Below are 26,709 nucleotides of genomic sequence, written 5' to 3'. Positions count from 1 at the left end.
GGTTATGAGCCAGCTCAAACGTCCGAACAACAGAAAGCACCAGACACGCGGCCATGGCAGTATAATCAGACCAATAGAAATCCGGCCCCCGCCGGTTTTCCCTTATTTTCTGCTGTTTTGGCTAATTATGTTAGAAAAATGTTAGACAGAGGTGCATGTAAGCCGTGGAGTAGGTGATCTCCAATATCCTTTATAACAAGAATTGTCTGGGCAAATCGACAAAATTGTTTATATTTTTTAGTAATAGGGTTTTAACAATTATCGGAGGTAATTATGAAAAGTCATCACCTGTGTTTAGCGTTCATTATAATTTTATTGGGGATAGGTAATATTGTCAGCGCTCAGCATTATAAAGATTGGACCGAATATGAGTGGCGTCCATTTGGCGAAAAGAAATATGAGTTACAGAAGGACTACACTATAAGTCTGCCTGAGTATTTTATTAATCCGATGAAGTATCCAGACCCGTATAAGGGACTTGGCGATTTTCTTTACAATTGGTCAAAAGATAGTCTTCCAATCTGTGATTGGGATTTTGTTCGCATCGAAGAGGGCGGGATTCTAACCGTAAAAAAAGGATTCCGATGGGACGGACCCTCATATCCAAAAATTACGGGGAGGGGGCACAGTTACTTCAATTTCCGCTCATCCATGATACATGACGCGCTTTATGATATGATGCGGATGGATTACCTGGAGCCGGACACGAATCATACGATATTGCCATTTCGAATTCCGTTTTATGGATATGTTTACCCCGACATTCATAGTTGGTCAGATAAAGGGGATTGTAACAGATTGATGACTGATATGATGATCTATATGATTGCGGTTGAGGATGGTCAGAAGGTTGACGGTAAGCAGAGCGCACAGCGGGATTTTGAAGTTATTCGATTTGGCGGAGCGCCTAATACATATAATGACGAGAAAATGGATGCCTGGAAATATCATGTGTCTGAATTGACTGCTTACGCAACCGATGGGCAAGTTGAACTGAATTGGAAGCAGGCAAATTATTCCGGTAAAGATCCTGATTTTGATGATCATTTCGCGCCATTTTTGGGATATTTAGTTTATAGGGACGGTAAAATGATAAAAATGCATTTGCCGTTTCTTCCGCCCTCGATTAATTCATATATGGATACTAATGTTGTCAATGGCGAGATTTATCGGTATAAGATAGTTCCATTTGAGATTAACAAGAACCAGTATGATTATACATCAGAAGAATATGCGGTACCGAATAGCGGGCCCGGAAATGCTCTGGTCCTTGACGGAGTTAACGATTATGTTGAAGCGAACAACCTATCTAATGACCTCGTCGGAAGGGCTGATTACGATAGCGTTTTAACAATGGAGGCCTGGGTTTATCCTGACGAACAAATAGGTAATACCAGATCAATGATACTTGCTTTTAATAAAATAGTAAATGATGTATTAGGAGGTAATTACAATCTTCTCTATTATGACGGAGATTCACATACATTTTGCTATTTTGACACTGATAATGATTTCGTTTGCGGTTCCGATCAGTTTCCGCCGGGCGATTGGTATCATGTAGCGCTGACTCTCGATGAAAACGATAACGGTTGTTTGTATGTTAATGGCGAGGAGCAGTTGACCTTCACGGCAACTATCAGACCGACATACGGCGCGAGATTCAGTATTGGCCAGGAATACGATTCTTCTCCATCAGATTTTTTTAGGGGCATGATAGATGAAGTTCGGATTTGGGGGGTGGCGAGAACTCAGAGTGAAATCCAGGCCGATATGTATCATCCATTGCGCGGCGATGAGTCCGGTTTGGTCGGTTTATGGCATTTTGATGAGAAGAGTAACTTCTTCACTTTAGGCGGTTTCCCGGCTGCAATGCCTATGAGGAAAGCTTTTGACGCCACCGTCAACGCTAATGACGGTTATCTCTCAGGCTATGAGTTTCATGAAGAACCTTTTGTGCCATCGTGTGCGATGGGAAATGAGGATTGCGACGATCCGGATGATCCTGTTTTTACAGATATTTATGTTGATATCAAGCCTGGTTCTTGTCCTAATCCGTTGAACGCAAAAGTGAATCATGGGAATGGTAATGGACCTGCTAAATCTGTTTTGCCTGTTGCTATTTTGGGAACCGAAGATTTTGATATTGCTGATATTAATCCGGAAACAATCTCTCTTGCCGGTGTCAGTCCAACCAGGTGGGATTATGAAGATGTTGCCACACCTTCCGATAAGACAGAAGACAGTTGTGCTTGTACTGAAGAAGCAGCTGATGGGTATGAAGATCTTACAATCAAATTCAATCGGCAGGATGTTATTGAAGCGATTAAGAACAGCGTTAAGGCATCACAAAATGATTCTACTGGAATAAAAATGTATCGTGATGAGATAAAAGTCAGATTAACTGCTGAATTGAATGACGGCACCTCTCTTCAAGGGTATGATTGTGTTTTATACATGACAAAGGGCGCCATAGAAATGCCAGCTCAAGTACAAGAGGGTGAGGCACACATCAATCTGGCGCTTTTAGGAAATCATCCTAACCCATTTAATCCGACCACTCGGATTAGCTTTGCTCTGCCTCAGACCGCGCATGTTCGCATCGATATATTTAATCTGCTGGGTCGGAGAGTAGAAACCCTCGTTGACCGTGGGTGTGAAGCAGGCTATCACTCAGTTGAATGGAACGCGTCGCATCTGGCGAGTGGTGTTTATCTCTATCGATTGCAGTCGGGTGACTTTATTGACACGAAGAAGATGTTATTCTTGAAATAGAACTTTCGACCAGAAGATTAAGAGGGACAGGTTAAGCTGACCTGTCCTTTTCTTTATACCATGAACCAGTATTTGTGAAATTTTATTAGAAAACTGTTAGAAAATCCGGTTTTCGAAGGAAATCCCACCCAAAAGGAAACCCCCGAAGTGGTTAAACTTCAGGGGCTTAAGTTTGGTAGCGGGAGCAGGATTTGAACCCCTGACAACCACATCACATGTGCTTCGGGTTATGAGCCTGTTCAATAGTCCAAACAGTAGAAAGCACCAGACACTAAGAGGCAATTACAGCCACAACTTAGTTTGAGCCTTTTGTCTGGTGTTTTCTCTTATTATCTCTTGTTTTGGCTCATTATGTTAGAAAAATGATAGAAAGGGTGTATATTAAGATAGACAGTAATCATACTGTTCGTATCTAAGTTCAAATGGGCTCGCACAATATTTGTGCAATATTTAATAAAAATAACTGAATCATTTTTATTTACACTGACACTATTTGTCACCCCTATTTGCTATTTTAATAAACAGCATTGATGATTGCATAAAGAAATTGAAAAGGAGAAGTACCATGGTTAAGTCTAAGAAAGAAACTCTGAAAAATCAAAATTTTATTCTCAACTGTATTCCTTCAATTAAACCTGAAGATGACTGGACTTTTCAAGATGCTGTTTCATCAGGATTAGTTGATGATTTACCAAGTATACCTTCATCAAAAGATCTTAGAGAAGATTGGTGGAAAATTCGTAATCAAGGAAGTACAGGTGCGTGTGTCGGCTTCGCTACTGCAGATGGTTTACTTAGATGGCACTTTATAACAAATGGCAAACTTTTAAAAAATGCTCAACCTTCTCCTCGTTTCATATGGATGGCTAATAAAGAAACTGATGAAATTACTAATTACCCCACAACATTTCTTGAAACAGCTGGGACTCAAACTAAACTAGCTTTAAAAGTAGCTCGTAATTATGGCTGTGTACTTGAAAAAGACTTACCAATGGACGGTAAATTATCAATGCTCAAACCAGCTGTATTTTTCTCCAGAGCGGCTAAATTACGCATAACGAGTTATCATAATTTAGGTAGAAATCTTACTACTTGGAAAATGTGGTTAGCTTTGGTAGGACCAATATTGACTAGATTAGGAGTTGATGCTACATGGGATAACGCAACGCAAACAAATGGACAATTGAAAATATATAAACCTAATACAGTTAGAGGCGGTCATGCAGTTGCTTTAGTTGGCTATACTTCTAAACATATTATTGTAAGAAATAGTTGGGGGACTAATTGGGGGAATAAAGGCTTTGCTTATGCCTCAAACGCCTACGCTAAAAAAGCTTTTACAGAAGCTTATGGACTTATTGTATAACAACACTCTACTATATTAAATATAATAACATAAGGAATAATATATGAAAGTATAAACTCTATTGATAACGTTCTGTTTTTTGGGTATATTTGGTTGTGCTCCCGAACTACCCAATCTAATAGTAGTAGAAGATGAAACTAAAATTGATTGTTCATCACAAATGGTAATCGTTACACTAAAAAATATTGGTAATAAAGATGCAGGAAATCATTTGACCTATTTAGAAATTAATGCAATAGATGCGAATGATGCCCAAAAACCTCAAACTCAATATTCTGCTGAAGTTCCTGCCATTGCAAAAGGAGATACATGGAATTCAGGTTCCATTCCATTTAGTAGTTTTTCATCTCCCCGCGGCTTGGATCTATCTACTCTTACAACATGCGATTTGGTAGTGAGAGTTGATGCAAAAAAAATGGTGAAAGAAAGCAACGAAGATGATAAATACTATACTACTGATAACTAAATAAGACTGACTTATTTTCTATTTCCACTGCCGGAATCTGACAGGTGTGTTTCTTATTTTGATGATTGGGATTACAGCGGTTCTATATGCTTCAGGAGGAAAAGCAGGTATGCGGTGAGGTTTGCAGTCTACTCGTGAGGCTTTTGCTGTTGACTCTTCGGTAAGTCAAATTACCGTGAAAACGAGTTGTCTTGTATCACGTTATATTAGAAAAAACCTCGAAAGGAGAAGATAAATGAACCTACCTAATTTGAAACGCGAAACCAGATATGGAATGCCGGCAGCAGACCAAATAATGTTTAACAGGTATTATGTGCTGGGGTATTCATATTATTTTCGTCAAGCAAAGTGGGCCCTGGAGATCGTAGATCCTGATAATCCCGGCCTGGATCGTTTGGATAACTTTCGTTCAGACTATCGAATTCCGGAGATGTTTCGCGCCGATCTTGTTGATTATGCTGGCTCCGGCTATGATCGTGGGCATCTTGTCGCCAGTGCTAATCAGAGAGAAACAGAATTACAAAATAGCGAAACATTCCTATTATCCAATATGTCACCTCAGAGACCTCAATTCAACAGAAACATCTGGAAAGAATTGGAATCTAAGGTCCGGGGTTTAGATGCGAAGTCAAAAATATTGGAAACTTATGTTATTTGTGGTCCCATTTTTTATTTTGATCAACCCGTCGAAAGTATAGGCGCTGATGACCCAAATGAAGTAACCATACCAATACCAAACGCATATTTTAAGTCTGTTTTGACTGAGAATAACAGAGGTGTTTTGCATATGTGGTCATTTGTAATGCCAAACGAAGAATCTAATCAATCATTAGATACGTTCTTGGTTCCGACCACACTTGTTGAAAAACTGGCCGGTATCAAGTTATGGGAACGTCTGACAGGTAAGAAAATCGATAGAGAAAAATCAAGGGTCCGCCGGATGTGGTAAAATTGCTCAGCCCCCATTTTTAGATGCATTAATAATAGCAAAGACTTACGGGGAACACAGTGTCTGGTGTGGCCATGATAACGCCGCGGGATGTGCATACCGGCAATACTGATAAAATTTTGCGGAAAAGGCAGGAGACATGGATGCCGCATATGCCCAACACCCGGAACGATTTGTAAACGGATAACCGAAATTAAAACCTTTAATCAAGGAGGTATGGATTGATAAGCTGCGTTCCACTGCCAGAGTCTGTCACCCCTGTATGCCATTATATAACGATGTGTTTTTGCATCTTTAGGCATTCATTAACAAATCGACCCGCGGCAAAACGGATTGTTAGACAGCCTTATAAAATCGTGACTAAACAATCATTGACCTGACATTACGATTGTCAAAGAGGAATGATAATTGAGAAATCAGAAACTAAATTAACTGTAACAATGGAGGTGTTTATGAAGCACTGGAAACCTAAGGGAAAACTTGTTAAGAAATTCAAGTTTTCACCATGGATTCTTGTCGTAACTACCTTGTTGTGCATGATCTTAGTTACATCATTGGGTTGGACACAAGATAGCACAAGGTTTGACTTGAGAGTTAAACTGAAGGGATTTACTTTTGATCCTCTCGACAGCATCCCAACTATCCCACGGGAGTTGAGATTGGAACTGCCGGCAATGGGTCCCTCATATCAGATAATACAATTCAAACGGCCGTTAACGCGTCAGCAGGTCGAAATGCTGAAAGAGAAATTCGGCCTTAAGATGGATCAATACATTTCCGGTTTTGCTTATCTGGAAAAAATAGAGGCGGCAACTATTGACAGTCTTAAAAAAACTGAGTTTTTCAGATGGAACGGTCCTTATCATCCGGCATATAGAATATCTCCAAGTATAGGCACATTAGAATTTCGCACACCGGAAAGGCGGGCCATGACTGATTTGATGTTAAGAGCCAAACTTTTCGATGATGCCGACACGACAGCCGTGAAAACAGCCATCCAAGGCTTGGGCGGCCATGATATAGTAATCATGGATGACCGTGCCATCAATGGCCCAATTCGCATTAATTTTCAATTACCATCACCGGACGATCTATTACAGATTGCTATTATTCCAGGTGTCAGATGGATAGAAGAAGTTCCCGAAAGCTTCCTGGATAACGGTAATACTGCCGGAACATTACAATCAGGAACACCTGGGACGACACCTATATGGGATCATGATATTCATGGTGAAGGTCAAATAATCGGCATAATGGATACGCGCGTTGATATTGCGCATTGTATGTTCGATGATCCGACTGATAACACGGTCCGTCCGGATCATCGCAAAGTAGTGGGCTATCATACCTCAATAACCACTTCCGGGGCAACACATGGAACTTTTGTGGCAGGTATTGCACTCGGCGATGACTCTAATAATTCCGCTACGGGCGCTAATAGAGGTAATGCCTGGGCCGCGCGATTGACCTATGATGAAAGTGGAGGAGGAGGTAGTCCAACCGTACTGGCTCGGCTTTATGGGGCCAGAAATGATGGAGCTCGAATTCATACTAACAGCTGGCATGATGAACCTACTCCACAATACGATCAAACAGCAGAAGACGTGGATCGTTTTATTTGGGACAATGAAGATCATGTAGTCCTGGGTTCTGCAGGCAATGTCGGCGAGGATATAGGTCCGCCGGGAACAGCCAAAAACGCAATCTGTGTGGGGGCCAGTGATGTAGATCCAAATGAGATGAATTTCGGTGATGGAAATCCTGGGCCAACACCAGCTCCGGACGGACGCCGTAAACCTGATCTTTTTGCCCCCGGTTGCGCTATTACTTCTGCTCAAAACGGTACAAACTGCACAATTACGATAGCTCAAAACATATATGGGTGGCCAACGCCTATTTGCGCCACAAGTTGGTCTACCCCGGCTGCGGCCGCCTGCGCCGCATTGGTCAGGCAATATTATACAGAGGGTTGGTATCCTTCGGGAACCAAACAGCCCCATCATGCCTTCACACCCTCCGGAGCGCTTATTAAAGCTACTCTTCTTAATTCCACCATTAATATGATCGGAATCGCCGGCTATCCAAGCGACGATGAAGGATGGGGTCTGATCAGACTTGAAAACTCGGTCTATTTTGACGGAGACAACCGTAATGTATGGGTTTGGGATGTTAGAAATAACATTGGTTTATACACCGGTGAATCCCATAATTATACTATCGAGGTTGTTAATAATATTACTCCCTTAAAAGTGACGCTGGTTTGGACTGAACCGCCTGCATCCTCAGGAAGTGCCAATCCTAATGTGAATGATTTAAACCTGACTATAATAGATCCCACGGGTATTACATATTTGGGTAATGATTTTGCTGCTGGTCAGTCGACTACCGGCGGCACGGCAGATGATGTTAACAATGTTGAACAGGTTTTATTAACCAACCCACCGGTTGGCGAATATACCATACAAATCGACGCACCCACGGTGAATCAGGGAAATCCTGGGCAGGGCTATGCCTTGGTTGCCTCAGCTGATACTCCCGAACCGCCGATTCCGACTGGCGACCAGAATACTTTGGTCGTCAGAGTCGCTCTCAGCGATATCATGGCGGGAGCGGCTCCGCCTCTGACTACCGTTCAGAATATTATGACCAATGTTGAAAACTATATCGAGGATATAAGTTATGACGTGGTTGATATTCAGCCTGATTATACCGAGGTATCCCTGAGTCAACCCAGCACGCACTATTATCATCCCAGCCGTAATGTCTTAATTGAGATGACCCAGGATGTTATTGACGAATTAATCGCCGCTGATCCCAACACTTTTGATAAAGGAACCGCAGCTACCAACGATGATATCGATCGTTTGATAATTGTCTTGAACGACCAAAACTTTACTGATGACTACGCTACTACCGGACCGTGGCCTTATGATCTTCCCGGTGGGCTTACCCGCCGTATCTCGGTTTCGGTCAATTCCATTTACAACGATCCGGACGAACGTTTTATGCATGCTCTGGGGCATCATTTCGGATTAATCGACTTATATCCCCATCCAGGCGTTACTTTTTCCACGCCACATGTGGATGAATGGGATAATATGGCTTTTCCCATAAACGGCAGCGATTGTATGGCATGGAATAAAGAACGGGCCACTTGGATTACCAGTCAGGGTTCAGATATTGAATACGTCCCCCGACCCGCCTCTGGAGGAGAAACACACCGAACAATTGGCATCAATTACGTATCAGGTCAAGATGTAAATGGCCAGGATATCAAAGCGATTGCCATTGGTATGACTGAGGGAGCGACAACGATTGAAGATGAGGATGTTTTTTATTTTGTCGAGGCCCGATCCACACACGTCGGTAATCCGGATGAAATACTTCCCGCAGAAGGTGTTCTTATTTATTATGTCAACGAAAATATTCGCCAAGGTGAAGGTCCGGTTATAATCAGGGATAACGAGCCCGGCACCACGACCCTTACCGATGCGGAATTGGCTATTGGCGAATCTTACACCGTCACTGGACGAGGATTGATCATTACCGTCAATAACGGTACCGGTGGGGCCGACCGCAACATTGATATTGACTATGATCCGCCGGAAACCGATAATGATGTTAGTATTACCGTCGGCGATCCCAGTTATACATCCCCTGATATTTGGATTGATTCCCAGAAAGACGGTTTTGATGAGGATAACGGCCGAACTCCGGTCGATCGCGGCGATAATCCGGTGACAGGGGAAACCAATCGAATTTATTATAGAATTCATAACCCCGGTCCGGGAGACGCCTATGACTTTTATCTTTATGCCAAAGTGTCCGAACCATATCATACCGCCGGCGGCTCAGCAGACTTTAATGTTGACGTTGACGAAGTATATTTCCCACAGTTTGCAACCGGAAGCACGCCTATTGTCGATTATGTCGAGTGGACGCCCGCGGCTGATTATGATCCGAGCACGGGCAAAATCAAAGCTCACTCCTGTGTTGAAGTAACTATTCCGAATGTGTTTAATGATGTCAATACGAATAACAACCGAGCTCAACAAAATCTGAATGAGGTTCCCAGTACTCAGGCCAGCCCCTATGAAAGTGTAACATATCGATTTAATTTTACCAATCCTGAAGATACTCGCGAACTGTTTTATTTCCGTGTGGAAGGCGTTCCGAATGGATGGACTTCGGTCTTGACCCCGAAAAAGGCCCATCTCAACGGCAAAGAACGAATAAGCTGCATTCTACAAATCACCCCGCCCATTGATGCTCCGGTTTGTACCGAACATAGATTTGAAGTTACCAGTTGGATGGTCAGAGGTCACACTCTTATTCCAGTCGGCGGTGGGACAGCTCAGGTTGATTTGAGAAATAGAACCGAAATTACTCTGGGCGCTCAAACACAAGAATGCAATTATAAAATCCTTAAATCCTTGGCGGCCGTAGTGCATGATCCCGTAGGCCGTGATACTTGTGAGATTATCAATATTCAGGGGTGTACCAATCCGCCTCGTCCATATGAAGAAATTATTATTCGTTATGAAGATCCTTCCGGGTATCCCATATACCGTACTGTGGTTACCGATGAATTCGGATGCTATTCCGATTTTTATGTCGTTGCCCAAGGAGGTAGTTGGGGTGTTTCAGCAGAATATCCTGGCAGCGATTGCGACGGTCCGGCTTTAGCATATGTTGATGATATCCAAATATCATTACCACGAACTTACGATCAAGATAATGACGGAAGACGTGATGAAGATGAGGTTCAAGGAGATATTAATGGAAACGGTATTCTTTGCATTTATGATCCGGATTGTGATGGTGACGGTATTCTAGATGGCAATGAACCTCTGGGAGATATTGATAACGACGGTCACAGAAATGATGCGGACAAGGATGCCGATGGAGATGGAATTATCGATGGTGACGATCCGGAACCATGGGGTCCAATACTATTCAAAAAAATCAGCCTCAGTCTCCATACCGGAACGGCGGTACCGACCGGTGGTTTTGCCAATGCGTATGACCCGGGTATAAACTTCATGCTTGATGCCGGCTATTGGTTTACACCGCAAATAGCCGTTATGGGATTTGTCGGTAAAAATGATTTCAAAGCCAAAAGCGCCTTGTATGATGATAACTATATAATTAATATTTCGGTTAACGGACGGTATTATCAGCCGTATCGATTGTTGCCGATGCCGCCCTGGTCGTATTATATCGGCGGCGGTCTCGGATATTATTTACCCGATATTGGTGACAACGAGTTCGGTTTCAATGTCGGCGCCGGGCTCAATCACGAAGTCAATCGGATGATTACGCTCGAGATCGGAGTTGATTATCACCAGACCTTTGACGATAATATCAAGTTTATTCATGCCCACGGAGGTGTGATTGTAAGGTTTTGAGATCGAAACGGGAACCAAGAACGAGCATTAACTTATTGATCGTTAGTGGATTATGATTGGTCAGTAATCTGGAAGTTTTGTTAGAAAACTGTTAGAAATTCCGGTTTCTGAAGGTTTTCCCCGAAAAAAAGAAGCCCCCGAAGTTATTGAACTTCAGGGGCTTAAATTTGGTAGCGGGAGCAGGATTTGAACCCCTGACAACCACATCACATGTGCTTCGGGTTATGAGCCTGTACAGAAGTCCAAACAGTAGAAAGCACCAGACACTAATAGGCAATAATAGCAACAACTTAGCTTGAGCCTTTTGTCTGGTGTTTTCTCTTATTATCTGGTGGTTTGGCTAATTATGTTAGAAAAATGTTAGAAAGAGGTGTATGTATTTTCGGTCATCTACATTGAAAATTAAGAGGAAGAAGCTGCAATTCAACATTGTTATTTCTGACACGTAAGAGCTCCAAGGGATCAATTGCCATTTTCAGAATTTTAAATTCGAACTTATTTGATTTATCTCCCGTATCATTAACCATATGATTACTAATCAAAACAAATGGTTCTTTCAGAATGAACTTACATTATCTGATAGCTGTGAAAAAACGGCGTTGTATGCTATTATGAAAAACCATCGCAATATATTATACGGAGGGTTATATAATGAAGTGCAATAAAACGCATCTTGTGATCGTAATCATAACGATTACGTTTTTGTGTTCTTTCAGTATTCATGCTCAGGAGTCCTGTAATGTCAATGATATTTCCGATGAATTGCCACTAGTACCTGGCTCTTGTACCATATTCTCTGCCTCATACGGGAATACTGCTTTGTTTGGGAATAATGAAGATTACAAGAAGATTGGATTATATTATTGGATCAGACCGCGGAGTGATACGACCTACGGAGGAGTGTACTTTGGTTTTGAAAACCATAATCCACAGGGTGGAGTCAATGAAAAAGGTCTAGCCTTTGACTATAATGCCCTGCCGGAGGCAAAACTAAATGATCATCCTGAACTTCCGAATCGCGGCGCAATTATGAGGAAGATTCAGGAAAACTGCGCTACTGTGAAAGAGGCAATTACCTTTGCCACAATGTACAATTGGGGAGGATCTATTAGCTATCAAATACACCTAGCCGATGCAACTGGCGACGCGGTTGTTATGAGCGCCGGCCTGGATGGCGAGCTCGCTTTTACAGGAAAGTTAGAAGGAGATGTGTACTTATTATCGACCAATTTCAATGTTGCTAATTTAGAGAATACATTTAGCGATGGCTATCCTTGCTGGAGGTATCTGCGGGCGGACAAAATGTTGAGGGAGATAAACTCCGAAGAGAATCTTACTTTAGATTATTTTAAGTATATTGCAAAGGCAACACATATAGAGAGCGGCTTGGGAAATACGCTTTATTCCTACATCATTGATCTCAAGCGATGCCTTATATATATATATTATTGGCACCAGTATGATGAGGTCGCTTTACTCAATGTCGCTGAAGAGATAGCCAAGGAAGCACCGCCTTTGCGTATTGAGAACCTCTTCTCTCCTAAAACAATAAAAAAGGCAGAAAATGAACTTCAGGATTATATAGAAAAGGGGATAGAATGAATCCGTGACCTTCGGATTATGAGCCTGTGCAGAAGTCCAAACAGTAGAAAGCACCAGACACTAAGAGGCAATAATAGCAACAACTTAGCTTGAGCCTTTTGTCTGGTGTTTTCTCTTATTATCTATAGTTTTAGCTAATTATGTTAGAAAATTGTTAGAAAATCCGGTATCTGAAGGAAATCCCACTCAAAACAAAATCCCCGAAGCTGTTGGACTTCAGGGGCTTAAATTTGGTAGCGGGGAGGGGATTTGAACCCCTGACCTTCGGGTTATGAGCCTGACGGTCATTTCAAATCAGAACTCCAGCTTATTCACCGCATCGGCCAAGTGATCCGGAGCAAGGTGCGCATATATCATAGTGGTCTGTATATCAGAATGCCCCATGAGCTTCTGTACTGTCGGTAAATCAACTCCGTTCATCACAAGCTGACTGGCAAACGTGTGACAAGGAGAATGGAGAGTTGTCAGTTTTTTTCAATACCAGCTTCCTCTCCAATCTTTATTAGTTTTTCCCGAAGCTTTGTCTTAATATGAACTACCTTCAACCTCCCCAACTCCCTCAAACTCATCCCGATAATATCCTCGCCGGCCATAATCCTCCCTGACTTTTGGGAACCTATTATAGCCTCTCATGAGGACATTTCTATTTTGCTAAAAATATGACATTATCACTTTGCCGGAACAGATGGTATTCAATTTTATAAAAAGGAATTAACAAAAAAGCGGGAATTATTTGGCCAGGCTGTATTCGGAACTTTGTTTATTGCTGTCCAGCAAACCCTTAATGAGACGAACCTGTCGATGCTGAATTTCTTCAAGAATCAGGTTTATTGTTCCAAATGTGGGATTAGTCCCGGTAATTACCGGAAACAGCTTGGTCGAGATGGGCGCAATTTCGACTTCGTAAGCAAAGCGTCCTATCGAACTCAATGAAAGAATCCGGTTGTCGGAGCGATTATTTTCGGCTTTTATTTTGTTGATGAGATTAATAAATGAACCGGAAACTCCCCGGTCGAGTTGATAATATCTCCAATTGGGGCCCGCGTCCTCAATCAAATTGGCATAGAGATTGGCCCTTGTCTTTTTGAGAAATGACGCGCTCTCCCAGAATTCAGCCAATTCGCCGCACTTTTTTATCGCTCCCTCATAATAGAGAGCCAGTTCTTCTTCAAACGCCTGAAGATTCTCATAAGCGTTGATGATTCTTTGTTTAGCGGTCAGCCCCATGCTAAGATTGTCGGCTAATTCATCAAATTAAGTTAACCGGAATGTTAGAAATTTTTTATACGCCAGAATTGAGATTGAGTTTATCCTGGTTGACGTAGGTTATTTTTCAAATTCTCGGCAGTAATATCAAAATGGGAGCAATTCCAAACCGGTTGGCCCATGGAAAACATTATCAATTGCGGGGATTGGTGGGTAATTTTGGTTCGTTCGGCGATATCCAGAGATAGCGGCCGGTCTTCCCGAACCAGGACAATCCAGAATTGAACCTCAGGTTCAGTCTCTATAGATTTTTCAAATTCAGCTAAAGCTACTCTTGATACTCCGCAGGCTGTCGAATGCTTCAGCAGAAAAACCGGCTGGGTCTGACTGGCTGCCAGTATCTTTTCATAGTCATCTATTGATTTATAGTTATTTATCATATCAATCCCTCACCGCATCTTGCGTTAAGTATTAAACTCCGGTTTATATATACAAGTTCCGGTATGAAAACAATGATTGTTTTTGAAGGCAGGAATATCTATATTTTTATAAATGTTGCGTGCTAAGCCGTATCTTATTTGAAAACCAGGGGAGAGAGTGGAAAAAGCAGGTAGGGAATTATGGATAAAACAAGATATAGAATAAGGGAAAAAAGTCGGTTGTCGCCCTTTGTGTTTACATTTTTATTGTTAGTGGTGTTTTTGTCTTTTTTCCAATTCGAAGAAGCGGCGGCGAATAACACCGGTCGAGCTCTTCGGGCACAGGTTGATATGCCGATCGGGCCGATTGCTTTGCGCATAATCGAGGGCGCCCTTGAACAGGCCATTGAGAACGACGATGATATTATCATCTTTGAGCTGAACACTCCCGGTGGATTGGATGCGTCAATGAGACCGATCTGCCGCAAGCTTCTAAACGCCGATATTCCAACGGTAGTTTACGTTTCGCCTTCGGGAGCGCATGCCGCCTCGGCCGGACTTTTTATTGCCTATTCGGCGCACATCGCGGCGATGGCTCCGGGAACCAATATCGGCGCCGCGCATGGCGTCAATCTGGGCGGCGAAATGGATTCGGTTATGACCGAAAAAATCCAGAATGACGCCGTCGCCTACATTACCTCAATCGCCAAGAAAAGAAATCGGAATATCACGTGGGCCGAAGCCGCGGTGCGTGAGAGCGCTTCGATTGACGCCGAAGCCGCGCTGGATTCGAACGTCATTGATATTCTCGCCAAAGATTTTGAAGATTTGCTAAATCAATTAGACGGACGAATTGTATCAATGCCCGACGGTGAAGATACCCTCGCGGTCGCGGGAGCGGTTATCACAGATTATCACATTACCTTTAAAAACAGATTCTTGAGCATAATTACCAATCCGACCGTGGCCTTTATTCTTTTCAATATAGGCTGGCTGGGATTGATGATTGAGCTTTATAATCCCGGCGCGATATTGCCGGGAGTCGTCGGGGGTATCAGTTTGCTTTTGGCTTTCTTTTCCTTTCAGCAATTGCCGATCAATTACGCCGGATTGGGCCTGATTATCTTCGCTGTGATTTTGTTTGTGCTCGAAATAAAAATAGTCAGTCATGGAGTTTTGGCGATTGGGGGCGTAATATCGATGCTATTGGGATCATTTATGCTGATCGATTCGCCCGAACCATATTTGCAAATATCCATGGTCGTTATCGTCACGACGGTTTTGGCAATATCCGCGTTTTTCCTCTTTATCGTTGGGTTTGCAATCAAGGCTCACCGTCGAAAAGTCGCTACCGGGCAGGAAGGGATAATTGGCGGAATTGGCGTTGTCCGCGAAGGGGGCATGGTCTTTGTCGAAGGCGAACTGTGGCGCGCCGATTGCGAACAGGAATTAATTCCGGGTGATAAAGTCAAAGTTGAAAAATTTGAAAATATGCGATTGAAAGTAATAAAATTGGGAGGTGAAAGGTGAACATCTTTAGTTCAGGAGTTTTAACATTAATCTTTTTCGCGGTTTTGATAATCGCCTATGCAATACGAATCCTGCGTGAATACGAACGAGGCGTCGTGTTCAGGCTGGGTCGTTTGGTGGGAGCCAAAGGACCGGGACTTATTTTATTGATTCCGGTTATCGATAAGATGGTCAAAGTGTCCCTGCGGGTGGTAACCATGGACGTTCCCGAGCAGGATGTTATCACGCGCGATAACGTCACCGTCCGCGTCAACGCTGTCGTTTATTTCCGGGTCATGGATCCGGTCAAGGCCGTAGTGGCGGTGGAAGATTTCTTATACGCGACGTCGATGATTTCGCAAACGACACTGCGAGCCGTTCTGGGGCAGGTTGATTTGGATTCTCTGCTTTCTGAGCGAGAAAAACTCAACGAACAACTTCAGAAAATAATTGACGAAGATACCGAACCATGGGGCATCAAAGTCACCAAGGTCGAGGTCAAAAACGTCGATTTGCCTCAGGAGATGCAGCGCGCTATCGCACGGCAGGCTGAGGCCGAACGTGAACGACGGGCTAAAGTTATTCATGCCGAGGGCGAATTTCAGGCGGCGGAAAAACTGCTCATGGCCGCCAGGGAAATGTCAAAGGAGAAAATAACGATTCAGCTCCGTTATCTCCAGACCTTAACCGAAGTCGCCGCCGAGAAAAATTCAACGCTGGTATTCCCTCTGCCGATTGAAATGCTCGAACCGTTTTTGACAAAATCCAAACCAGAATAAAATAGATAAACCAATCACAGAAGGGTCGGGAATTTCCCGACCCTTCTGTGATTTTCTGGCAGGTCGAAATCCCTGCGGTTTAGACAAAAAAATCTCAATCCAATGGTTGGAATACGAATTTATTCAAGGCGCATCCTGCCATCGTCTCCAATAAATTGATCTAAATAATCTCGCAGCGCATCTTCTGCATTTCTTAATCTATTATATGCTTTTTTCATTTCTGGGAAATCGACTGGCAATGGGGTCTCACCAGGCTTTAATGGCTCAAGCAGTAAAAATTTATCTGCTTCCTTTACTCAAGGATATATACGCAAAAAATAAAAATAAATCATTGACAACACCATCTACCATTTATTAGTATTGTAGTAGTTATCTTGGGAAGATATAAATAAAATCTTAATTAGGAAAATATACCATGATCAAAATCCCCAAAAAGGTTGCAGAACGATTAAATAAAGAAGTAGGCAGATTTCAGAAAATACTGAAGAATGCCAAGGATCGTGATATTAATGAATCAGATACTGTGACTATCGTCGTCGATATGCTGGCAAATGTTTTTGGTTTTGACAAATATTCAGATATAACCAGTGAATGCGCTATACAAGGAACTTATTGCGATTTGGCAATTAAGTTGGATGGGGACATAAAATACCTGATTGAGGTGAAAGCAATAGGTTTGGATCTAAAAGAAAATCATCTTCGTCAGGCCGTAAATTATGGCGCTAATAAAGGAATTCGCTGGGTCGTTCTGACCAATGGCATAGATTGGGAAATCTATTGGTTGAAATTTGAAGGCAAAGTTGATTACGATCAGGTTTGTTCTTTTAATTTTTTGGAATTAAATGCAAAAAGAAAGGAAGATCAGAGCAAATTATTTATTTTATGTAAAAAGGGAATACGATCTGATGCCATGGAGCAATATGGCAAACGCGTCCAAAGTGTAAATAAGTATATGATTGGAGCTTTAATCTTAACAGAACCGGTAATCAATTCTATCCGATTATCCTTAAAAAAAATATCACCAAGCATTAAAGTAACAAATGATGAAATCGAAAATATATTATCTTCTGATGTTTTAAAAAGAGATATAAAAGAAGGCGAAATAGCCAGTAAAGCCAAAAGCAGAGTTAAAAAACTTCTCAAAAAACAATCCAAAAAACGCAAAGCTATGCAAAAGGACAGAAGAGATAAATCAATCGGTATAGAATTAAATGACAATGAAGTAAATCTTACGGAGAATAATAGTGACATTAATCCTGTCCTGGATGATTAAATTGCATGACCCGACCGGTGGGCCGTCCTCCGGTGATAGCCGGACGTAAGCTCCCGGCGCATTCCATTCACAATTATCCAATCAACTCAACGCTATTTCCAAATTCATTCACATTACCTGAAAGAAAGCCGTTTTTCTAATTTATGATCATAATGTAGGGACTCATCGTGACGAGCTCGCGTTTGCAAGTATATGCAATTTCAGGACAACTCGAGAGTTGTCCCTACACAATGTCATCGCGAGGAGTCCGGCAAAGGCCGGACACACCGCTCGATAACGGGCTTTTGCAGAGATGACGACAATTTCGCGCAGTGGCCGAATCTCAAATGAACATATCATAAAAAATGGATTAATTTCATTATCAGGCTTAAAATGCGGTAAATCTGTTTTAAAAATTATAGGCAGGGACCTGGGGGAGTCCCTGCCATTGAAAAGGTGGGGTTGATCTATATAAAAATAGATTTATTTTTTTGTAATTACCATACCCCATCGTTCCGGTTCATCGGGCGGCGAGGCATTAAATCTCTCGATTGAATGAGAGCCATCGGTAATGAAATAGGCCACATATGTGCCCTTTTCAAGAGAGATATTGGCGATAGCTTTCCTATTTTTTTCGGCGCCGCCGGCATTACGCGTTTTGCGATATGTCATTTCCCAGACAACTTCACCGGTTCTATCGTTTTCAATCCATCCGTAATCATGCATTGTCCGTCCGGTACCTTCCCCCAAGGCCATGATTCTAACCTGTGAATCATTATCAAGAGTAAATTTGGCTCTAACCTCCTCATCATCGCCAACACCCGTAAGATTAACGAGGACATTTCCGGCCGGTTCAAAATCATCAAATAATTCAAAGCTGTTTTCTGAAAAGTCGCTGCCAACACCGTACAGAGATATCCCCCAACCGCGTCGGTTAAACGGCGGGGTAACGTTCCAATCTCCGTAAGAATGGGAACCATCGGATCGATAGTAAACGATATAATTGCCCGCTTCTAATTCAATAATACCATCGAACATCGCGTTTTTGGCCCCTCCGCCGGCAAAGCCGCAGTCTTCGGCGTCCATTTCCCAAACTCGTTCCATCGTCTCAGCGTTAGTAATCCATCCATAATCGACGAGATAATCGTTGCTGTAATCTCTTTCTCCCAGGCCGACAATATGAATTTTGGCGTCTTTATTCAAAACAAATCCCGCTCGTTCAAATTCATCATCTCTAATTCGAGTTAACCGTACAATTTCTGTTTCACCCTGACCATCACTATAATCCGCAACCCCGCTCACCGCATCCTTATCTACCGTGGAAACAGTCAACCCGTAATTGTTGGGATCACCCGGAGGCGGAGCATTCCATTCATCGGCATCATGGGAGTCATCGGTCGCATAGTAAGCGATATACTCACCGGCCGGTAAGGTAATCCGATCACGGAAATACCTGTTTTTTCTCGCGCCTCCGGCAGGATCGGTATTCCACTTATCCATTTCCCAGACTTTTTTACGAGTAGAGGCATCTATAATCCAGGCCCCGTCAACAAAAACCTCGTATGAAGAGCCATATTCGCCTATGGCATATACATCCAGTTCAATTTCTTTGGATAGTTTAAATCCCTGGGAGATATATTCCTCGGGACCGGGGCGAGTAATAGATACAAATGCTCCGGGATAATTATCAAATTGCGGTGTGTATAATCTAATCTTATCTTCTTCGGATTCAATTACCAGGGTTAAATCTTCAATATCATCTTCCAAAAAATCGCGTTCTTCATACTCATCCTGATTAAAAATATCTCCAAAAATCTCGATCAAATCACCCAAATCATTCACCGAAATATTATATCCCGAACTAAGCCTCGGAACTCCGACATAATAATACGCTTCATATTTTCCCGGTCGCAACCGTAGAGTGGATTCACATTCGATCAATATTCCTGAAACTCTATCCCATTCGTCGCATTCGTCGTTCATCGACCAGACAATTTCCCGATCATCGGCATCAATTATCCAGGCAAACGCGAATAAATCGCTGTGATAACTCTGTCCGCCCCCAACGGCATAAATATCTACCGTGGTACGCTCAGTAACTTCCAATCCCTGGATAACCAGTTCATCGATTTCGACATTTTCGAAAACGACAACCTTTTCTTTCGCCATCGCTTCGGTCGCCCCCAATAAAGTTATGACCAATATGGCCGCGGTTGTCATTAAGCCTAACTTAAGTTGTTTCCACATAATGAGACCCCAGTCTTTAATTTAACCCTAGTTTGATTACGTTTAATGGCCGCAAATGGTTGCAAAAAAAAACCCCGGAAATTCCGGGATTTTTTGGTCGAAAAACTGCAATCTAAAACTCGGTCTTGCCCGTGAACTTGAACTTCTTAAGATGAATCGTCGGGGCTTTAATACAGCCCACAGCATCCCACCATGATTCCACCAGCTCAGTTTCTCGGGAAATCGCCACGGTTGTGGCAAAAGCTCTAAGCATGGCATCGGTAAACCTGAGGTTCTTGATTCCGCCTTTAATATTGCCTTTTTCGATTAAAAACGTACCGTCACGAGTCATTCCCGTCATAACGGCATTAGGCGTATCAATAAACCCGTTGATGTAATGGAAACGGGTTATTAAGATACCCTTTTTGACCTTTTCAATCATTTTATCCCGTTTGGCTTTTCCCGGAGATATGACAAGATTGAGGCCCAGGGCACCTTCATTGCTTTCGTTCGGGGTCAGGGCGTGACCGGTTGATTTCTTTTTGTCTTTCGGACCCGACATACGATCATAAACGACCCCTTTGGCTATTCCCTTTTGAATAATATTGACCTTTTTCTTGGGAACGCCTTCAAAGTCGAAAGGAAATCCGATCGATTTTTCGTCAAGGCTATTATCATAGATCGAAATCATTTCCGAAGTAACCTTTTTGCCGATTTTCCCCGCCAGGAAGGATGTTTTCTCCTGGAAAGATTTCGAACCCATTCCGATATAATTCATCCATTCAAGGAGCGATGCCGCCGCGGCCGGCTCCAATATAATCTCATAAGTTCCCGGCTCAATCGAAATCGGATTCAGAGACATTTCGCATTTGTCAACCGCGCGGTTGGCCAGCATATCAAAATCAATATCATTGACACGACGGGATAGCGCGGCCGCGTATCCAGAAGACGTATCCGACATGGCGATCATATTTATTGAGGCGGATGTCGTCGGCTGATACGCTTTCACACCGTTGGAATTCACAATCGCGATTTCACCGCTCGACGTCGCGAACGCTCCCGCCAGAGTGAAATTCTTTTTATCCGCCACCGAAATAATCTTTTTGACCACTTTTGCCCTGTCGCGAGGAGTGAATTTGGCGGTCCCGGCGTCAAAAGTTTTCATTGATTTGTATTTCGCCGGTTTGGCCAACCCGATATAGAGAGGATTATCAGGTTGGTTTTGGGCAATTTCCAATGAATTATCGATTGTTTTCCGCAGAGACTGGGCATTAAGCGAATTGGTCGAGGCAACGCCGACCTTCTTGCCGACCGCCGTGCGAACGTAGATTTTACAGTTATTCTCAAAAACATTCTGATGAATCGCCGAATTTGCGTACCGGGTCAAACCGGACTCAGAACCGATAAAGACTATTTCGGTATCATCCGCTTTTGAATACGCGAGAGCTTTTTTGAGATGGGCGATCAATTTTTGTTTTCCAATCATTTGCTCACCCCCACTTTTATATTTCTGAACCGGGCTGGGGCTGTGCCATGAGCGACATGCATTGATTGCATCGGCTCTCCTTTTCCACAATTAGGGACTCCCCAGACATGCCAGTGATTTTTATTACAGATTGCGTCGCAGGAATTCCAGAATTCAGGCGTTATCCCGGTATAAACGGGGTTCTTATACATCTGACCCAATTTTCCATTCTTGATTTCCCAGGCACATTCTCCGCCGAACTGGAAATTCAGCCGCTTATCATCGATTGACCAGCTTTTGTTGGGGCCAAAAAAGATTCCTTTTTTTGTATCGGCGATAAGGTCATCAAGTTCCCACTTGCCCGGCTCGAGGTTTATATTGGTCATGCGAATCAGCGGAATGCGATTCCATCCGGAAGCGCGCATCGTTCCGTTGGATTTCTTCTTTACGATCGGACCAGTTTCCCGACTGGTCAAATATCCGACAAATTTACCGTTTTTAATTATCGGTTTGCGCTGCGCCTTGACACCTTCATCATCATAGCCGAAACTGCCAAAAGCTCCCTTGATGGTCGCGTCGGCGGTGATATTGACGATATCCGAACCGTATTTCAATTTATTGAGTTTATCAATCGTCATAAACGAACCGCCCGCAAGTGAAATCTCGGTTCCCAGAACGCGATCCAATTCAATCGGATGCCCGCATGATTCATGTACCTGAAGCGCCATCTGAGAGCCGCAAATAATAATATCGCTATGCGTATCCGGACAGGGTTTGGCCGAAAGAAGCTGAACCGCTTCATTGGCGATCCGTTCGGTATGCGACGGCAAATCCATCTCCTCGATAAATTCATAACCGCGGCAGGCATAATCTCCACGGAAAGAATTAGGATAAGACCGGCGATGGGCTTCCTTGCCGTGAAAAGCAAGAGCTTCGAATCCCCCGCCTGACTCTATTATATCCTGTTCAATTTCGGCTCCGTCGGTCGATACGAATATCTTATTGGTCTTAAAGAAGTCCATGCTCGCTTCGGCCCGCCGGATTTTTTTGACCTTTTTCAAATCTTCCGTTAATCCGATCAGTAAATTCAATTTCTCATCGGTCGGAATCCTAAACGGATCCTTTTTACATGGCGATTTATAATAATCAACATGCGGTTTTTCATCGGCCAGCACGACTTTCTCACGTTGAGTCATAGCCGACGCTTTGGCGACCTGCAAAGCCTTATTAGCCGTTTTCTTCAAATCGACCGATGTCAAAACGGCCGTCGCAGCGAATCCCCAGGAGCCGCTGGCAAGCACTCGAATTCCGACGCCGACATCAAGATCGCGCGACAACATCTCGACATTGCCGTTGGCCGTACGGATGTTTTCGGCTTCCCGACGAACGTATCGGCAATCGGCGTAATCGACACCCTTTGATTTCAGCCATTTAATACATTCTTTAAGTTTATCTTTCATGAAGCCTCCATGAATTGTTCCTGCTCTTGTGAAGCGGTAAAGTATAGAGAATTGCGAAAAAGGTCAAGAGAATCAGGAAAAGTAAATGACGAATTTCAAAAGACTTTGCCCTTTACTCCGCATCGCTGGGCCGCTAGCCTGTTTCCATTGGCGGCTGATTTGACAAAGTTTTTACTATTTAGATATTCGGATATAAAACCGGCCGCGAAAGCGTCTCCGCATCCCGTCGTATCATAAACCCGAGAAACCCTAACCGGAGAAATTTCTTTTATCTTTGGATTGGCTTTGCCTGAAACTACAAGAGAACCTTCACGCCTGAGGGTAATGTTCAGGCATTTCGTATTGGCCGAAATAGGCAACCAAAATTGTATTAAGTCATTCCTTGATAATTTACGTCCTGATAAAATCTCAAATTCATTTTCATTCATTTGCAAAATATCGGCGCAGGCGGCGTACCTGAACCAATTTGACGGACGCCGCAAAAATCGTTTGAAACCGTCTTTGACTTTTCGGCTGCCCAAAGTCAGCGAATGAATGTCCATATAAATAAGGCCGTGATAATTGCCACGAAATTTCTCGAGAGTTTGCAAAGCGATATCGCGACCGGAAATAAAATTGACCAGCGCAATTTCGCAATTAAGTAAAGGCGATATTTGCTTGTAATTCAATCGGGGCACGCCGCCTTTCAATATTTCACATTTGTGAGATTGGTTGTGATAATACAGGAAGCAATGATTGTTCAAGGCATCTACGCGACTTATATATTCTAAATTCACATTTGGATATTTCTTCAGGATTTTAATAATATCTTTGTAGGCATCATCGCCGGCATTGACTACCGGCACGATTTCCCCGACGCCGCTTTCGGCCAGATACTTGATATTGTATAAAATGCCGCCCCAAGATGAAACCTGCCTATCATCCGCAAGATAAATAGTATCGCGATTTATCGAGCCAATTATTCCGATTTTACCGCGAGATAATCTTTTTGGCGGCATCAAATACCTCATCGACCAATATCAGATTCATGCACTTCATAAAATCATCGCCTTTCAAGCGGCATTGATTGCGAACGCAACTGATGCAATCCAAATCATCTTTTATAACGACAAATTTTTTCTCACATCGAGGCGATGTTTCTTCCGGATCGTCGGCGCCGGATAACACAACGATGGGACAATTTACGGCTCCGGCCAGATGCGCCAAACCAGAATCATTGCCGACAAACACTTTCGCGAAAGATAATATTGATGCGGCGGCCAAAAGCGATGTTTCTCCGCATAAATTGATAATATTTCGTTCGTCATAAGAGCGAGTTTTTTTCCCCGCCTCATAATTGCCTGAAGTTCCAATCAATACTACCCGGCAATCGAAATCGGCCACCAGCCGTTTCGCCAGTTGGCCATAATTATCCGCCCCCCAGCGGCGGGAGGGAGCGATCGCCTGGGGCGCAATCGCAATAAATTTATCATCATACGACAATGAATGTTTTTTCAGAATTTTTCCCCCCGCGGTGATATCATCATGGGATAAATATAGTACCGGAGGACGGCATGCCATTTTATTGCCGGTCATTTTTTCGAGAAGATATAAATACTCATCGATCCGATGCATTTTTTCGGTGGGAGACTTTATCGCTCGCGAAAGCAACATCGACCGTATATCGCCGGCAAACCCGATACGCCCCCGAATTTTGCCTAACTTAAAAATCAGAGCGGATGAAAATGACGGCGGGAGGATTATACCGATATCATACTTTTCATCTTTAATTAAAGCCGCCGCCCGCTTTGCTCCCCAAACACGTGACGACTTATCGTCAATGCGGATCACCCGACTGACATCAGGATGATTCTCATATAATGAAGCTGTTGTCGAACGAGCCATTACGCCAATATGGCTCGCACCGGTCATGTCGCGAGCGTTATCAATGGCAGGCAAGGCCATGATGCCGTCACCGACCCAATTGGGAGCTCGAATTATTAATTTCATCCGGTTATTCTCAAATCAATTATTCCAAAAGTTTGCCCTCGGTGTCCTGTTCCTTTGGTACATATTTAAACCGCCGATGTGTCCAGAGCCATAATTCCGGTCGTCTTCTGATAGCATCCTCGATGCGACCGGTATAGATTTTAGTCAGCCGTAAAATTTCCTCATCTCGGTTAGCATCAAGATTCGGATAGAGCGGTTTATCAAATTCGCAAGAGTGAGCGTTATCGGGATTTCGTAATATCTGCCCGGTGATAATCGGCGCCCCGGTCCGAACCGAAAGAGTCGCCGGAGCGCGGGGGGCCGATACAAGACGGCCAAAGAACTCAATAATAATCCCCTGGGAACCGGCATGCTGGTCAGAGATAATGGCAACCTGCCGATTTTGCTTTAATGCCCGGATAATCTCCTTCATCCCGCCGCTCTTATCGGAATGAATCACCCGTACTCCCATTGAACGTCTCAATGACGCCAGGTAATCATCAACCAGTTTATTATGCTGTCCTCGAATTAGAAAATCAACGGGGAATCCCATCGCGTTTATATAGGCACCCATCAGTTCATAATTGCCAAAATGGCTGCCGACCAAAAGGGCACCTTTGCCGTAATCAATCGCTTCCTGAAATGTTTCCTCGCCCTGAGATGTAACTATTTTCTTTAATTCATCAGTTTCCGTTACCGGAAAGCGAGCGATTTCCGCCATTGTTATTCCGATATTTCCAAAGATTTTTTTGGATAGCTCTTCTTTATCGCTTGCAGTCAATGTCTCCCCAAAAGCGATATCCAGATTGGACATGACCGTCTTATGCCGGCTCAGCCATAGATTGTCTATAGCGCGCCCGATGCGATATCCCAGATTCAAAGCCGTTTTTCGAGGTAATTTCTGAAACAAAAACGACAGAATCCGAACTAAAACATATTCAATCCCATGGGTTATCTTCATGCGGTTTTTCGGCCTCATCCCCATAATCGAAATCAGATGAATGGAGGCGGCCGTATTCTTCCAGCTTTTCCATTCTCGATTTGCGCTTAATCCGGCTGATAATAAATCCGATCACGATAACCGCCGCCAAAATCAGCCATAACAGATTGCTGTTAAATATCAACGATATCAAATTATACCTCGCTGCCAGAAATTCCGAAAATTCTTTCTCAAAACTAAAATAATCCGCGCCGGTCGCGGCGATAAAAGCTCTATCAAAAGACCGGCCCGATTTTATACTTTCAACAAATATAATCAAACCCGACTTGCCGTAGGTATCCAAAAAATACTTAAAAGCCAAATAAGATTCGGCGTACCCCGACTCCGCTTTACTCGGCCCAAATCGATTCAATTTCTCAATCTCGCGAAGAGGAATTGTCCGACCCATGACTGAAGCCCAGTTCATCGCGAGATTATCTCTCCACCCCCATTCAGTTGATAGATACATCGCCATCCCCTCGTTGAACCAGCGCGGCACCGGTCGATATCTAATCCGACGGGAAAGTAAAATGTGCGCATATTCATGTACTGTTAATTCATACAATGATTTTTCGCCCGGAAAATACGACGGAGATTTTATAACGATTATTTTGCGATGCGCTATCGCGACGCCCGCTCCCCAATCCGGTATCGCTCCCCCGGCCAGGCTGTCAAACATTTTATCCGAATTCACCAAATATATCGTCAGGGAATCATCAGTTGAAGACCCGGCCAAATTCTTGAAATTGATTGCGGTTGATTTAATTGCGGTATCAGCAATTATTGAATCATAAGAAATTTCAGCTCGAATTGTAACCTGGGAGAGAACCGGGCTGTTCCAGCATAGCAACACCGCCAATACAATTAAAAAGGATTTCATGTC

General features: G+C 43.3%; 19 protein-coding genes and 1 pseudogene. 9 read left to right on the top strand and 11 right to left on the bottom strand.

What is annotated here, in order from left to right; translation table 11 throughout:
* Positions 1-273 precede the first annotated feature (273 nt).
* The 6 genes from V3V99_13610 to V3V99_13585 all read left to right on the top strand — a co-directional run bounded on the left by V3V99_13610 (position 274) and on the right by V3V99_13585 (position 12,563).
* Positions 274-2,772, top strand: coding sequence for a LamG-like jellyroll fold domain-containing protein (locus V3V99_13610; protein MEE9443695.1), 2,499 nt, complete (start codon positions 274-276; stop codon positions 2,770-2,772).
* Between the two features lie 565 nt (positions 2,773-3,337).
* Entirely contained in the window at positions 3,338-4,138 is an 801-nt protein-coding gene (locus V3V99_13605) for a C1 family peptidase (protein ID MEE9443694.1), read from the top strand.
* Positions 4,139-4,217: 79 nt separating this feature from the next.
* On the top strand, positions 4,218-4,604 hold the full coding sequence (locus V3V99_13600) for a CARDB domain-containing protein (protein ID MEE9443693.1): 387 nt from the start codon (positions 4,218-4,220) through the stop codon (positions 4,602-4,604).
* Between the two features lie 250 nt (positions 4,605-4,854).
* Positions 4,855-5,553, top strand: coding sequence for a DNA/RNA non-specific endonuclease (locus tag V3V99_13595; GenBank protein MEE9443692.1), 699 nt, complete (start codon positions 4,855-4,857; stop codon positions 5,551-5,553).
* A 452-nt stretch (positions 5,554-6,005) separates the two neighbouring features.
* Positions 6,006-10,961: a S8 family serine peptidase gene (locus tag V3V99_13590; protein ID MEE9443691.1), complete on the top strand. Its 4,956-nt coding sequence runs from the start codon at positions 6,006-6,008 to the stop codon at positions 10,959-10,961.
* A gap of 651 nt (positions 10,962-11,612) precedes the next feature.
* Complete coding sequence (locus V3V99_13585) at positions 11,613-12,563, top strand: carcinine hydrolase/isopenicillin-N N-acyltransferase family protein (protein MEE9443690.1); 951 nt, start codon at positions 11,613-11,615, stop codon at positions 12,561-12,563.
* 294 nt (positions 12,564-12,857) lie between these two features.
* Here V3V99_13585 and V3V99_13580 read toward each other — a convergent pair.
* From V3V99_13580 to ytxJ, 4 genes and pseudogenes are all read right to left on the bottom strand, one after another.
* Positions 12,858-13,022, bottom strand: a pseudogene (locus tag V3V99_13580) (tyrosine-type recombinase/integrase).
* Positions 13,023-13,027: 5 nt separating this feature from the next.
* Positions 13,028-13,156, bottom strand: a complete 129-nt coding sequence (locus V3V99_13575) for a hypothetical protein (protein ID MEE9443689.1) — start codon at positions 13,154-13,156, stop codon at positions 13,028-13,030.
* A 136-nt stretch (positions 13,157-13,292) separates the two neighbouring features.
* Positions 13,293-13,790 carry a hypothetical protein gene (locus V3V99_13570; GenBank protein MEE9443688.1) on the bottom strand — a complete coding sequence of 166 codons (498 nt, stop codon included), beginning with the start codon at positions 13,788-13,790 and terminating at the stop codon, positions 13,293-13,295.
* An 80-nt stretch (positions 13,791-13,870) separates the two neighbouring features.
* Positions 13,871-14,209 (bottom strand): bacillithiol system redox-active protein YtxJ, encoded by a 339-nt coding sequence (gene ytxJ / locus V3V99_13565; protein MEE9443687.1) that lies wholly within the window; start codon positions 14,207-14,209, stop codon positions 13,871-13,873.
* Positions 14,210-14,389: 180 nt separating this feature from the next.
* Here ytxJ and V3V99_13560 point away from each other — a divergent pair, with 180 nt between their 5' ends.
* The 3 genes from V3V99_13560 (at position 14,390) to V3V99_13550 (ending at position 17,749) form a co-directional block, all read left to right on the top strand.
* The gene (locus V3V99_13560; GenBank protein MEE9443686.1) at positions 14,390-15,718 is read left to right on the top strand and encodes a nodulation protein NfeD; all 1,329 of its coding nucleotides are present in this window, start codon (positions 14,390-14,392) and stop codon (positions 15,716-15,718) included.
* Positions 15,715-16,476, top strand: a complete 762-nt coding sequence (locus tag V3V99_13555) for a slipin family protein (protein ID MEE9443685.1) — start codon at positions 15,715-15,717, stop codon at positions 16,474-16,476. Before V3V99_13560 ends, V3V99_13555 begins: the two co-directional genes overlap by 4 nt.
* Positions 16,477-16,891: 415 nt before the next feature.
* Positions 16,892-17,749, top strand: a complete 858-nt coding sequence (locus V3V99_13550) for a restriction endonuclease subunit R (GenBank protein MEE9443684.1) — start codon at positions 16,892-16,894, stop codon at positions 17,747-17,749.
* Between the two features lie 462 nt (positions 17,750-18,211).
* Here V3V99_13550 and V3V99_13545 read toward each other — a convergent pair whose 3' ends face one another.
* From V3V99_13545 to V3V99_13515, 7 genes are all read right to left on the bottom strand, one after another.
* Positions 18,212-19,975, bottom strand: a complete 1,764-nt coding sequence (locus V3V99_13545; protein ID MEE9443683.1) for a hypothetical protein — start codon at positions 19,973-19,975, stop codon at positions 18,212-18,214.
* 112 nt (positions 19,976-20,087) lie between these two features.
* On the bottom strand, positions 20,088-21,440 hold the full coding sequence (locus V3V99_13540; protein MEE9443682.1) for a TldD/PmbA family protein: 1,353 nt from the start codon (positions 21,438-21,440) through the stop codon (positions 20,088-20,090).
* Positions 21,437-22,879 carry a TldD/PmbA family protein gene (locus tag V3V99_13535; GenBank protein MEE9443681.1) on the bottom strand — a complete coding sequence of 481 codons (1,443 nt, stop codon included), beginning with the start codon at positions 22,877-22,879 and terminating at the stop codon, positions 21,437-21,439. Before V3V99_13535 ends, V3V99_13540 begins: the two co-directional genes overlap by 4 nt.
* 95 nt (positions 22,880-22,974) lie before the next feature.
* The gene (locus V3V99_13530) at positions 22,975-23,877 is read right to left on the bottom strand and encodes a carbohydrate kinase family protein (GenBank protein MEE9443680.1); all 903 of its coding nucleotides are present in this window, start codon (positions 23,875-23,877) and stop codon (positions 22,975-22,977) included.
* The gene (waaF, locus tag V3V99_13525; GenBank protein ID MEE9443679.1) at positions 23,849-24,868 is read right to left on the bottom strand and encodes a lipopolysaccharide heptosyltransferase II; all 1,020 of its coding nucleotides are present in this window, start codon (positions 24,866-24,868) and stop codon (positions 23,849-23,851) included. Before waaF ends, V3V99_13530 begins: the two co-directional genes overlap by 29 nt.
* Positions 24,869-24,887: 19 nt before the next feature.
* Positions 24,888-25,808 carry a lysophospholipid acyltransferase family protein gene (locus tag V3V99_13520; GenBank protein MEE9443678.1) on the bottom strand — a complete coding sequence of 307 codons (921 nt, stop codon included), beginning with the start codon at positions 25,806-25,808 and terminating at the stop codon, positions 24,888-24,890.
* The gene (locus V3V99_13515; protein ID MEE9443677.1) at positions 25,786-26,706 is read right to left on the bottom strand and encodes a peptidase MA family metallohydrolase; all 921 of its coding nucleotides are present in this window, start codon (positions 26,704-26,706) and stop codon (positions 25,786-25,788) included. Before V3V99_13515 ends, V3V99_13520 begins: the two co-directional genes overlap by 23 nt.
* Between the last annotated feature and the right edge of the window lie 3 nt (positions 26,707-26,709).

This window comes from Candidatus Zixiibacteriota bacterium, from assembly GCA_036480375.1.
GTDB lineage: Bacteria > Zixibacteria > MSB-5A5 > GN15 > JAAZOE01 > JAZGGI01.
This window is presented reverse-complemented; position numbering and strand designations above follow the sequence as displayed.